At 51.8% G+C, this 12,868-nt stretch carries 10 protein-coding genes; 1 reads left to right on the plus strand and 9 read right to left on the minus strand.

Annotation, left to right across the window (positions count from 1 at the left end; genetic code table 11):
* Positions 1 to 84: 84 nt before the first annotated feature.
* From MKX70_RS31240 to MKX70_RS31280, 9 genes are all read right to left on the minus strand, one after another.
* Positions 85 to 2,322, minus strand: a complete 2,238-nt coding sequence (locus MKX70_RS31240) for a helix-turn-helix domain-containing protein (protein WP_340841498.1) — start codon at positions 2,320 to 2,322, stop codon at positions 85 to 87.
* A 63-nt stretch (positions 2,323 to 2,385) separates the two neighbouring features.
* Positions 2,386 to 3,564: an MFS transporter gene (locus MKX70_RS31245; RefSeq protein ID WP_340841499.1), complete on the minus strand. Its 1,179-nt coding sequence runs from the start codon at positions 3,562 to 3,564 to the stop codon at positions 2,386 to 2,388.
* On the minus strand, positions 3,557 to 3,775 hold the full coding sequence (locus MKX70_RS31250) for an ROK family protein (protein ID WP_042233757.1): 219 nt from the start codon (positions 3,773 to 3,775) through the stop codon (positions 3,557 to 3,559). Before MKX70_RS31250 ends, MKX70_RS31245 begins: the two co-directional genes overlap by 8 nt.
* Before the next feature lie 108 nt (positions 3,776 to 3,883).
* On the minus strand, positions 3,884 to 5,587 hold the full coding sequence (locus MKX70_RS31255; RefSeq protein WP_340841501.1) for a hypothetical protein: 1,704 nt from the start codon (positions 5,585 to 5,587) through the stop codon (positions 3,884 to 3,886).
* Positions 5,588 to 5,612: 25 nt separating this feature from the next.
* Entirely contained in the window at positions 5,613 to 6,485 is an 873-nt protein-coding gene (locus MKX70_RS31260; RefSeq protein WP_340841502.1) for a carbohydrate ABC transporter permease, read from the minus strand.
* 36 nt (positions 6,486 to 6,521) lie between these two features.
* Positions 6,522 to 7,373, minus strand: coding sequence for an ABC transporter permease (locus MKX70_RS31265; RefSeq protein ID WP_156123458.1), 852 nt, complete (start codon positions 7,371 to 7,373; stop codon positions 6,522 to 6,524).
* Between the two features lie 151 nt (positions 7,374 to 7,524).
* Positions 7,525 to 9,132: an extracellular solute-binding protein gene (locus tag MKX70_RS31270; RefSeq protein ID WP_042233751.1), complete on the minus strand. Its 1,608-nt coding sequence runs from the start codon at positions 9,130 to 9,132 to the stop codon at positions 7,525 to 7,527.
* A gap of 447 nt (positions 9,133 to 9,579) precedes the next feature.
* Entirely contained in the window at positions 9,580 to 10,407 is an 828-nt protein-coding gene (locus tag MKX70_RS31275) for a metallophosphoesterase (protein ID WP_340841503.1), read from the minus strand.
* A 96-nt stretch (positions 10,408 to 10,503) separates the two neighbouring features.
* Positions 10,504 to 11,085 carry a TetR/AcrR family transcriptional regulator gene (locus MKX70_RS31280; RefSeq protein ID WP_042233747.1) on the minus strand — a complete coding sequence of 194 codons (582 nt, stop codon included), beginning with the start codon at positions 11,083 to 11,085 and terminating at the stop codon, positions 10,504 to 10,506.
* A gap of 234 nt (positions 11,086 to 11,319) precedes the next feature.
* Between MKX70_RS31280 and MKX70_RS31285 the strand changes: the two genes are divergently transcribed.
* The gene (locus tag MKX70_RS31285) at positions 11,320 to 12,810 is read left to right on the plus strand and encodes a DHA2 family efflux MFS transporter permease subunit (protein WP_042233745.1); all 1,491 of its coding nucleotides are present in this window, start codon (positions 11,320 to 11,322) and stop codon (positions 12,808 to 12,810) included.
* The last annotated feature ends 58 nt before the right edge of the window (positions 12,811 to 12,868 follow it).

Consider the following 12,868-nt stretch of genomic DNA (forward strand, 5'->3'; position numbering starts at 1 on the left):
CACGACTTCTCCCATCACCTATGGATTGGCAATCGGCTGGTTATCGCCTTAAATACGATGCACCGGGCCCCCTTTTCTGTTGTCTTAATCTTCCGCTCCCGGCTTCATCCGGTGCTTGCGGTAGTCACCCGGCGTAACCCCGACGACCCGCTTGAAGACCCGGCCGAACGTGATCGAACTGGTATAGCCCAGCTTCAAGGCGATGTCCTGCAGATTATCGCTGGTTGTGGCGAGCAGATATTCCGCGCGCTGCATCCGCAGCTGGGTCAGGAAATCGACGAATTTCATATCGAATTCCTCTTTGAACAAATGGCTGGCATATTTGCCCGAGATCTGGAACCGGTCGCTTAGATGCTTGAGCGAAAGATCAGGATTATCAAAGTTCTCTTCTATATATACCTTCATCTCGCTGATCATCGCCCGGTAGCTCTTCGATTCATTGACCGAGACATAGATCCGGTAAATTTCCGCCAGCCACTTCAGCATTACTGTATGAACCTGCTCCAGCGTGGCCTGCGCCTCGATCTCACTGTAATACCCCTGTAGACTCGGCCCGCCAAAAATCCGCCGCAGGCTGTCCGACAGCTGCCCCAGCTCCCGGTCAAGCATCTGGATCAGCATATGCAGCAGCATACGAATCTCTTCATCCCTGATCTGATCACCGCTGAACCAGACGAACAGCTCATCTACCCGCTTCCGCCAATTCTCATCGGCGATCCGGAATTCACGGACAAATTCGCTCAGCATCTGCAGGTATTTATAGGAATGCAACGTGGAGCGGTCAGGCAGGCTGTCGCTCAGCACCACCATATCTTTACCGAGTGACAGCTTATGCTGCAGTGCCGTTTCCGCCGCCTTGCAGGAATCCGAAATGGCCTCCAGGCCGGTAACCACCGGGCCTACTCCAATCGCCAGCGACAACCCCAGGTTGTCACTCACCCAGCGGAGATAACGTTCCGCGAGTTTACGCAAAGTAATTTTGTCATCCTTCAGACTGTCAGCACTCCCGACGATGAGTCCAATCCGGTTGCCGCTCACCCATTCGGCCCAGCCCTGCAAGCCTTCTTCCGCCGCCAGCTCCTGGAACAGATTCATCAGCGTCAGCTTGAGCATATTCTGCTCCTTCGCCGGATATTTGCGGCGGAACCCGTCATATTGGTTCATCTCTGCGGCAATAAACGCATAAGCTTCAGCCTCTTCCGTGAACGGCTTGAACCGCTCCAGCTTCCCGTCCGGGGAATCGCCCCGTTCACCTTCCATCAGATCCAGGAACAGCTGGCGGCGCTGCACCAGCAGGTTCTCGTCATATTGCTCCTGATAGCTTACCGTCTGATTAATCAGCGTCTCCAGCGCCTGATCAATCAGCACAAGCTCGCTGCGCGACTTGCTGTCCAGACTCTCCTCGCGGAACTGCAGCGCCTGAATCCGGTTCATCATGGCCTGGATCGGCCGGTAGTTTTTGCGGGTGATATATAGAATATAAAGCGTGCCCAGCACGACGGTCAGGATGCCGATAATAATCCAGACATACGACACGACCGACATCCAGGCGAATAACTCGCCCGCACGAATGCCGCTCTCAAAGGTCCAGCCTGTATTATCCGAATAGATGCGGGTAAGCACGCTGCCTTCCTGCATATTATTGTCCCCATGCGCCGTATAGATCAGCTGTCCCTGTCCGTCCACCACACGCATGAAGGACACCTGGCTGTTCGTCATGCTGTCAATCATCTGTTCCAGCCGGTACATGCTTAAGTTGACGACGATCATCCCCTCGGCCCCGAAGGGAAGCGGCAGCTTCTTCGGCATACTAATCACCCGCACCGGCTGGTCAGAGCTGAATATCCGCAGCGTACGCACATCACTCCAGTTCCGCTCACCGCTCTCCGTCAGCGCCTGGTTCAGATATTCCCGGTCTGCGAACACTTCCCTGTCCACCAGCCCGCTGAGTGTCAGCACTTTATCATCCCACTTACGGTAAATATAGATCGAGTCAATCAGCTGATTGCGGTAGAGGACAGCACTCATATCTTTTACAGTATTATAGAGCCGGGTCCGGTCGCCTTCATCGCTCAGCCCGTTCAGGAAATCGCCGTAATCATGATTGGTCTCCATCTCCTGGAGCACGGATAATTCCACATCACTCAGCGCATTTTGCAGGGAATCTACTACGTAGCCGGTAGAGATGCGGTTGGCTTTGTCCGTCTCACTGCGTGAAAGCTCGCCCACAATCAGGAACGACAGGAAAATCAGGATCGACACGGTCAGCAAAAAGATAGGGAAATAGGAGAACATCATTCTGCTCGACCAGTTTCGTTTCATATGTACTCCCGCCCTTCTTGAAATGGAATCCGAAACCTTTTGCCTGCGGGATGAAAGAAAAGCTCACACAGATGACTTGGCCATTCGGTTTATCCAATATAGCATGCCCGCGCCGATAAGTGCACTAACCGTGCAGGCCAGATACATCATCTGTGCACCGCCTGAATAGAACAAATAACCGTTTAACAGGTTCCCTACAATCCCGCCCAATCCGGAAAAAACCATGTTGAACAAGCTTTGGCCGGTAGCCTGCATTCTTTTGCCGGAAGCCTCTGCCACATATTCCACCGCAGCCACATAGAACAGCCCGAAGGACAACCCGTGCAGCACCTGAATCCCCACCATGACCGCCGGCACCGGGAACAGCCATTGAATTCCCCAGCGCAGCGCATAAAAGAAGGCAGCCAGCAGCAGCGTCCGTTCATGTCCGATCCGCTTCAGGATTCTGTCAGCCAGCAGCATCGAAGGTATATTCGTAAGTGAAGCCAGCAGCAGCGCTGTCCCGACCAGGGAGTAGCTGCCCCCGGCCTCCTGAAACGCCAGGACGAAGAAGGAATTATAAGCCGTAAGCGTCTGGTTTACGAAAAAGCAGGCCAGTAGAAACAACACAAACAGCCTATTTCCCAGCAGCTCCTTCATGCCTTGCGACAGTGATATAGCCGCTGCTGTCCGCTCCGTACTGCGTGACAGTGTTAGTACAGTTGCCGCCCCGCCCAGGCTCAAGAACAGAAACGGCATCCAGAGCTGAGTAATTTCAAAATGCGAAAGATAGAATCCTCCGGCATAACCGCCTATTGCCGTGCCAAGACTGCCCAGGCTGCGAATCGTTCCGTAGGAGGTGCGTCCTTTGCGGGCCGCAGTAACAGCATAGGAGTCCGCTACAGGACTTTGGGTAGCCTGAAAGACTATAGAGAGTATATAGGCCATTATAATTACCGCAGTGTACTTGAAGCCGTATAAGCAAGACAAAACAGCCGGTACAGAAATACTCAGCAACAGCACGAGCTTCGTCTGGCGGTATCTGTCTACCATAAGGCCCCATACCGGCTGAACTGTGATGGACAGCAGCGTTCCGATCGACATGAGCACCCCCACGACATTGGCCCCGATGCCCTGATGTACAAACAGGGGCGTTAGATAGGGATTAAAAAGTCCGCCTGCAAGACCCGATAGCAAATATAATAAGCGCAGCTTCAGCAGCTCGGTCCTGGCTTCCAGAGGTATGATTGCCGTATTATCCATGTTGCATTCTTCCTTTACCACAAGATGGCCGCAGCAGATGCGCTAATTCACCAGACAGCCAAGCCATAAACGGTCCGGGGGCTTCATACGCCGCCGTACTTCTCCGCTCCAGCAGCAGAATTTCTCCACTGCCGCCGGTGACGCAGAACATTGTTTTGGTGCTGCCGACATCAATACCGGCGTAAATCCGGGTTACTCTCGCCTCTGCCATTTCTGTATGCCACCTTCCATATTCAGGCTCTCCGCTTTCTGCGGATGCCCCATTGTAGACAAAGATAGACCTCGCCGTTTGCTTGAGGTCTATCTTCACAGGCCTTATCTATTCTGAAGCCGGGTCCAACCGCAGCGTAAAGGTCATCTCCTGCACGCCGTCTTCGGGACAGTGCAGATAGATAATCTCCAGCTTCTCTCCCGGCTCATCCAGTTGTATGGACGGGGCCGATGCAGCCGCTACTACACTACAGCCAAGAGCCGGCAATATCCAGCGCTCTGGCGTTATCCGGGCAGCATCCAGCCCCGGTCCGGTAATTTCAAACAACACTTCAACCGGGACGTCTGTATCTAGCCGAACAGCCGCAGTCAGCAGATCCTTCTCTGCCGTAGCCTCAAAGATCATGCCGCGCAGATGGCTGTTCCAGCTCTTGCCCGGCTCCCTGCGGATGAGGCGCAGATCATAACGGGCACCGCCGGTATCCATCCAGTGAATGGTCGCCGGATGCATTTGGCCGTTCGTATTGCGGCTCCCCGACATCGCCCCGATCATCCGCTTCTCCCCGATCCAGGCCGCAGCGGTGCAGAGATTGCGGTTCTCTCCCGGCTTGTCCCGCTCACACAGCTCGCGGAACTGCTTCTCCACTCTGCGGCTCCCGCCAAAGCTTACGAACTGCGGCATTAGTTCAGCCGGAATGTCAACGCCAGCCAGCGCAATCAGCGGATCATGTGTTGTCTCGCAGTTCGGTGCAGCCAGATGCTCGTAGCCTGCCCCCAGCGCAAGATAGAGGAACACACCGATGGAGCTGTGTCCGGTCATCTCCATCTCATAAGCCCGGGAGAACGGTCCCGACAGATTCTCCAGTACCGGATTATAGAACAAGGCAATGTTGTTCCACATTCCCCGCTCCAGTGTCTGCCCGGTTTCCCTGAAAGCGGCAGAACATCCATAGGTTCTCCATAAGCCCAGCACCGTAAGGTCAACGCCGTAATAGGTCGTTGTATTGAACTCGGCTATTGAGCCGAATTCGGCATAGGCCGCGAGGAATGCAGCGGCTTCTTGGTCAGCATGGCGGGTCCAGTCCTCCCGGGCGAACCTGTGCCCGTAATAATGGACGATAAAGATGTGCATCAGCTCAATATTGGAGTTCATCGGCACGGCATCGGAGAGACGCCGGTCGATGGAAGCCGAGACTGCCAGCTGCATGGATTCGTCCATGCGTGAGACAAGCTCCGCAGGGAGTACATCACCGAACTCGCCCAGAATCACCGCAAACGTGCTGGCGATGAACTCACGCCAGTTCGGGTCATAGCTCTTCCATACCGGAGGCAGAACCTCATCCACTGCAGACTGCAGATATCTCCTAACCGCCAGCTCATCAAAATCCGGCAGAACCTGACTTATTTCCCGGGAAAGTGCGGTGCCGAGCCGCTTGCCGATTTTGTCAGTAGTTTCACTGAGAAAGTATGCAAAACCCGGTGCGAATTCCTTCCAATTGTAGTTCCCGGCCGGTGGCAGCGCAGCCTGGGGCGACACGCGGAAGGTGCCGTGATAAATCTCATCCGGGCAGTCAAACTGCAGGTCCATGACCTTATTCAGCAGCCCCACTGCCCGTTCATGATCACCCTCACCGCTGCGGATCAGCAGTCCCAGTGCATAGTGCGCACTGCTGCGTGTATTATGCCGGTCACTTTGCTCCTCATCAATCAGCAGCTCCATCTCTGCGTCATAGAATGAATCCATCAGCGCCATCGCCTGCTCTACCAGATGGCGCTGTCTTTCCGTAAGCCTGTCGATCATCACCTGCGTCACTGTATTCCCCTCCTATTCGTCTTCCTCAGCCTTTAACCGCACCTGCCATCATGCCGCTGATGAAATAACGCTGCAGGAATGGATATACGATCAGAATCGGCACTGTGGAGAAGACTACGCTTGCCGCCTTCAAGCTCTCCGGCATCAGCTGTGCCATACCCAGACCCTCCTGCTGCATCAGCTCGCTGACCTGATTGTTCTGGATCATCTGATACAGCTTCAGCTGCAGCGGATAGAGATCCGGACGGTTGATATACATCAGCGCATCCTGGAATCCGTTCCAGCGGCCTACGGCATAGAATAAGCTTAATGTGGCCAGTGACGGCAGTGACAACGGAAGTATAACGCGGAACAAGGTGCCCAGATGCGTCGTCCCGTCAATCTCCGCTGCCTCTTCCAGGCTCTTCGGAATACTGTTGAAGAAGGATATCAGGATAATCATATAGAAGGGGCTGATTAAACCGGGCAGCACCAGCGCCCAGACGGTATCCAGCAGGTGGAGGTTCCGGATCAGGATATAATCCGGAATAATGCCTCCGCTGAAGAACATCGTAACGACGATAATCAGCATGAACCATTTTCGTCCGCGCAGCTCCTTCTTGGACAAAGAGTAAGCAACGGCTATTGTCATGGCCATCGACAGCACGGTAGCCAGAATAGTCAGCATAATCGTGAAGCCCAGTGAACGGATCATCGACATATCGGAGAAGACCTTGGTATAGGCCTCAAAAGTGAATTCCCGCGGAAAAAAGGTCACCAGGCCCGACATGATCGGACGGCTGGAGCTGAGCGAGATCGCAATAATATGAACAAAGGGCAGCAGACATACAAGAATAGCGGCAATAATGATCAAGATATTAAGGATATCAAATATCCGGTTTGATGCGCGTTCGCTCATCGTTGTTCCCCCTCGTCTCTATTTGCTTTGGACTGACTAGAGTATGCTCTCATCCGCCAGCTTCTTGGATGCATAGTTCGCACCGAGCAGGAAGATCAGACCTACCAGCGCCTGGAATAAGCCGACTGCAGTTGCCAGAGAGATTTGTCCGGATTCTATGCCGACACGGTATACGAAGGTACTGAGCACCTCGGAGTAATCGCGGACGGCTACATTGCCGACGATAAACGGCCGGTCAAAGCCGATGGAGATCATATTGCCCAGGTTGATAATGAGCAGGGTAGCAATCGTTGTTTTGATGCCCGGCAGAGAAATATGGAAGATTTTCTTGAAGCGGCCTGCTCCGTCCACCTCTGCGGCTTCGAACAGCTCTTTGTTGATGCCGGTTAATGCCGCCAGGTATAGAATGGTTCCCCAGCCTGCACTTTGCCACACTCCGACCAGCAAATACGTGATCAGCCAGTAATGCTTGTTGGAGAGAAACGGAATAGCGTCCAGCCCCATACCTGTCAGCAGGTTGTTGATGAAGCCTGACTCTGTGCCGAATACCTGCAGCACGATGCCGCCGATAATGACCCAAGAGATGAAATGAGGGACATACAGAATGGTCTGGGCGAATTTCTTGAACCAGATGATCCGCAGCTCATAGAGCATAATTGCCAGAATCAGCGGTGCTGGAAAAGAAATAATCAGATCCAGCAGATTGAGCAGTAGCGTGTTGCGCAGTGCTTTGAAAAAATCGTTACTCTGAAAGACCTCGCGGAAAATATCCAGCCCGACCCATTCACTGCCGGCGATACCTTCAAAGAAGTTAAATTCTTTGAACGCTATCTGCACCCCGTACATCGGCCCGTATTTAAAAATCAGAAAGTAAATGACCGGCAGCATAAGCAAAGCGTATATCTGCCAGTTTCTGCGTAAGTAAGTCGTGTTCTTCACTGCCTCCACTCCCCTCTCCTGCCCTTTGTCTGCGGCAGCGGCTGGAGGCCTTGACCGGCCTCCATAGCGCATACCCTTCTCTTTCTTATGCTCCGTCCGTTTATTTGGACGTCATTTCCTTATAAGCTGCCGTACGTTCATCGAGAATCGCCTGACCGCCGCTCGCCATATAATCTTTGATCATCGAATCATAAGTGCTCTCGAACTGTTCTGGCTTAATCATGGTCATCTTCACGATAATTTCCTGGAACTTGTCGGCCAGCGCCGTTCCGTATTTCGCTTCAGCCTCAATCGGATGGCCGAACCGTACCGGCTGAATGGTGTCAACATTAGAGATTTCAACAGATTTCTTCATGTCCGCCTGGAACTTCTCCGGAGTCTGGGCAATGTAAGCCGCTTCATTCTTGGCATCATCACCGGCAAATTTGCCATTAACAATTACCGCAATATCTCCAAAGTTATACAGACGGTCCGTAATTTCAGAGGTCGCATCCGGTTTAACAACCGGAACTCCGTTCACAAGGGTGTAGTTCTCATTCTCCACACCGAACTGGATATCGAACAGGTTCGTGTCCGAAGCCATCCAGTCGAGATATTTCAGCGCCGCTACAGCATTGCTGCTTGATTTCGGGATCATGACATACATTGCATTGGGTGCATAGGCCGGTTTGGCATGTTCACCCGCCGCATTCGTGAAGGTATCTACCGGCGTGATCGAGGCACCCGGCACATGGGTCTGCAGATTCTCATAGAAGTCGTTCCAGGTGAAGTACGGCTCACCGGCATCCTCTGTATAGAAGCCTACCAGACCATTCTGCAGACTCTGCCACAGCTGCTTTTTATCTTTATCCAGACCGAAGTCCTTGCTCATCAGCCCTTCATTATAGAGCTTATTCATGAATTTCAGCGCATCCTCGAAGCCCGGCAGCAGCGCCGGGTAATCGCTTGAGCCCAGCTGCTGGGTCAGCGTATACCGCTGCTCATCAGTAAGCGGCTTGATGAACGACCAGATCAGCGGTTCATACTGCGCAGCTGCGAGACTTACTCCGAACGGAATCACCTTACCGCCGGTGTTGCCCGGATCTTGCTCCTTAAACGCCTTGAGTGTGGTGTAGAGCTCTTCCGTAGTCGTCGGTGCCGGCAGTCCCAGCTTATCCAGCCAATCCTGGCGGACATATCCGGCGTATTTACCAAGCACAAGCCTTCTTCCCGGAAGCGCAAATTGCTTGCCGTTGTATTGTCCGTAAGCCAACGTGTCCTCGCCGAGGAACTTTTTCAGGTTCGGGGCATATTCGTCAATAAGCTCTGTAAGATCCGTAAGCCCGCCCTGCTCGGCATACCGGTTGAATGTTCCCGAATCATAGGTGAACACGATGTCAGGCACTTCACTTTTGCTGGCCATCAGCACATTCAGCTTCTGAATTTCTTCTGAACGGGGAACAGGAACGAACTCTACATCAATATTGTTCAGCTTACCGAACCGTTCCTGCACAAGTCTGGTCAGGTAACTGTCAGAGATCGTATAACCGGAAGGCGTATTTCCGCGGTCGAACACCTCTACCTTTAATGTAGCAGGCTCAGGAGAACCGGAACCGGCATTGCCGCTCGCCGTATCCTCCTTCGAAGAACACGCGGATAACAGCATTGTGGAGGCCATCAGCACCGCTATTGCCGGGCTTGCCCATTTCTTAGACCCTCTTGTTGTCATTCTCTCATCACCTTTCCCCTTATCAATGTCAGAAAACTTATCTTCAGTTGCCGATTAACTTGTTGCAAGCACCTTTGATGTCACCTAGTATTACATGAGTTAAGATAAGTGCACAATAAACCATTTTCCACCCTAAAACACACGTCATATATGTAAGAAAAGCTTATAAACAAACAATTATCGTCCAAACAAACTGCTTTCAACTCCCCTATCTGCCATATACAATAGCAAATTCTGCTTATTTTGGCCTTAGTGTATGTCAGCTATGCCTTCCAGGCAGCAAGTAGAAACGGCTTTGCCGTCCTTATACAGGACGGTACCGTTTCAGCGAGAAATAGAACGATAATTTATAGCGTGAAATATATAAATTCTTATATTTGCAAAAAAAGAATGCTCCCGCAGGAACACTCTCTTCTCTACTAAATATAACCTGGAGCCGGAACAGACTCAGTGTGCAATATACGCGTCGACTTTATATCCGGAGCCGCTGCTGGTTAATTTGGCATTATAGTAACCCATGTTTCCATCCGGCTTGCATTTATAGTCTCCCGAGCAGCCGCATACGAAGAATTTCGTCCGTGGGTATCCCGGATTAATATTGCTAAGCTTCCGGTAGAATTTATGTCCATGATGTGTGAAGATAGCCAGGACCTTATCTCTAGCTTTTACCGGAATCGCCGAGAAGAATCTGGATGTCTCCGCAGCGCTGAGCACATGGCTGGAATCAACCGTAATTCCCTGCACTCTTAGCGGCCAGTGGAAATCAATAATATAGAAATACCAGTCATCCAGATTGCGCAGCAGGGTGATACTCGCCGGAGTGAATTGTCCCAGAGCACAATCAAGCCATACATATTTCACCTTACCTTGTGTCCCTGGGAAATTCATCTGTCCGGTAACCGCCCCCAAGTATTGCGTAAATAGGGACCGGGTGCTTGCCTCCCAATTTCCTATAGAGGCCTTATACGGGATGCTTCCGAGCGTGCTTGTTACTGTATTCTTGAATTCTTTGTAATACGCGTTCGCATTATTCCCGTGATCCGCTCCTGCCTGTGCATTATCTCCGCCAAAGATGATAAAGCGTTTATTGCCGCTGCCCACTGCTTTGGGCAAGAGACTTTTAAAAATACTCAAGCTGTTTCCGTATCCCACATGGCTGTCGCCAAACACCGCAAATTCGACGGCCTGGGCCTTCACTCTGCGCTTTACCCGGGGTACAGCTTGCTGCCCTGCCGGAATTACCCGTTTCCGCTTTGGACGTGCCTGCCTATTCACCTGGAACCACCTCATATCAACAGATTCGCGATGCACAGTAATATCTACTATTTATATGCGGGATGAATTGGCGGTTCTTGGACCTATGGACTTTCCTTAGCTCGAACGCAGCGAAGTGATCTGTTTGGCCAGATACTGCGGCGAATACGGCATATCCTCCCGGAGCCAGGCGATGATCGTACCGATGAGGGCTGCAGAGCCGTACCATACGGCAATGTCCTTCTGAACCGTTACTTCAGAAGCATTGCGGGTAGCCAATCTTCTCTCCACCCGGGTGGAAATGATATCCGCCATCAGCCTGAACAGACGATCGGTGAATATCGTACTCTTCCTCGACGTTAGCACAATTTTATAAAATTTCGCGTTCTCCGCAATATGCGTCAGCAGGCGCTCCAGCATCGGCCATTGTTCTCCTTCAGTTGCTTCAGCATTCCCCATATAACCGCTTACCACTTGAAGCACGTCCTCGGCCATATCATCCGCCATCTTCTCCATCATATCGGGGATATCCCGGTAATGCAGATAGAAGGTCACCCGGTTAATTTTGGCCCGCTCCGCGATGCGGTTGACCGTAATTTTCTCAATGCTCATTTCTTCCATCAGATCAATTACAGCCTCTCTAAGCAATTGCCGTGTACGCAGGACACGCGGGTCCACATGCGGGGGAGTTTTCGTCATTTTAATCACTCCATTCTTCAACGTTCAAATCGCAGACTACACTTTTCAATAAAATGTCGTTTATCGCCTATATAAACTACAGTTATAGCTTAATCGTAAACTAATATACAGTTTTTCAGAAATCGTTGCTTGATTACATGAAAATTTCATCTATAATCTACTTTATACATTGTAAACTATACAACACACTGTAAATTTAGTCCATGATTCGGCGATTGGAAAGGATGGAGAATAGTGAGTAACAAGACAGACATTCAAGACAGTTCCATCAAAAAGGGACCTATTCTTTTCGTAATGATTCTCGGCGCCTTTCTGGCCACACTGAATCAGACGATAATGAGCGTTGCCACACCGGAGTTAATGCATGACTTCAACATCACGGCCGCAACGGCCCAGTGGCTGACCACCGGCTATATGCTGGTTAACGGTGTGCTGATTCCAATCACTGCTTATCTGATGCAGCGTTTCACTACACGCGAGCTGTTCCAGGCATCTATGTTTATCTTCTTCGCAGGAACGGTCGTTTCAGCTATGGCGACAAGCTTCCCGATTCTGCTAACCGGACGTATGATTCAGGCAGCCGGTGCCGGTATTATTATGCCGCTGCTGACCAATGTCATCTTAACCCTGTTCCCGCGTGAGAAGAGAGGCGCCGCCATGGGTATGGTCGGACTCGCCATTATCTTCGCCCCGGCGATCGGCCCTACACTGGCCGGTTACATTATGGAACACTATTCTTGGGAGACTATGTTCTACGGCATGCTTCCGCTTACGGTTATCGTTATTGTCTGCGGATTTGTTTATCTGAGAAATGTAGCAGAGCGTTCTTATCCAAAAGTCGACTTAACCAGCGTGGCCCTGTCCACCATCGGATTCGGAACCTTGCTGTACGGCTTCAGCCGGGCGGCCAGCGCTGGCTGGTCGAGCGCAGAAGTGCTGTTGTCGCTGGCTGCAGGTGTTATCTCCCTCGGCTTGTTCGTATGGAGACAGCTGGCTTCGGATAGCCCGCTGCTGGATCTGCAGGCCTTCAAATATAATATGTTCTCCCTGACCACTGTCATCAGTGTCATGGTTACGATTGTGATGTATGCAGATATGATGCTGCTGCCGCTCTACCTGCAGAACGCACGCGGATTCACAGCGATGGAATCCGGCCTGCTGCTGCTTCCCGGTGCAGTCATTATGGGCCTGCTCATGCCGGTTACCGGCAAGCTGTTTGACCGCTTCGGTGCGAAGTGGCTGGCCATTATCGGCCTGCTGATCACGATCCTCGCTACCCTGAGCTTCGTGAATCTGACCGACTCGACAAGCTATGCCTATCTGATGCTCATGTCCACCGGACGGCGGATCGGAATGGCGCTCTTGCTCATGCCGATTCAGACCCTCGGGCTGAACCAGCTGCCATCCAAGCTTAATTCGCATGGTACAGCCATCTCGAATACTGTAAGACAAGTGGCTGGCGCTGTGGGTACTTCCCTGCTGGTTACCGTAATGACCAGCCGTACTACTACCCACATGAAGGATATGATGGTCAGTGGCGTGCAAGACACTAAGGAGCATATGATTACAGCAGCTACCATCCAGGGTATCAATGATGCGTATCTGGTCATCGTGGGTATCGGCATCATCGGCCTGCTGCTCTCCTTCTTCATCAAGAAGGTAGGCCAGGCATCGGAGAAAGAACCCGAAATGAAGCTGAAGACGGTTGTTGCCAAGGAAGTCTAGGTTATGCAAAAGAGGTTATCCCAAAAGCCATGAAATAGCTGCCTGGGATAGCCCCTTT

It is taken from the genome of Paenibacillus sp. FSL R7-0312, assembly GCF_038004445.1.
GTDB lineage: Bacteria > Bacillota > Bacilli > Paenibacillales > Paenibacillaceae > Paenibacillus_AQ.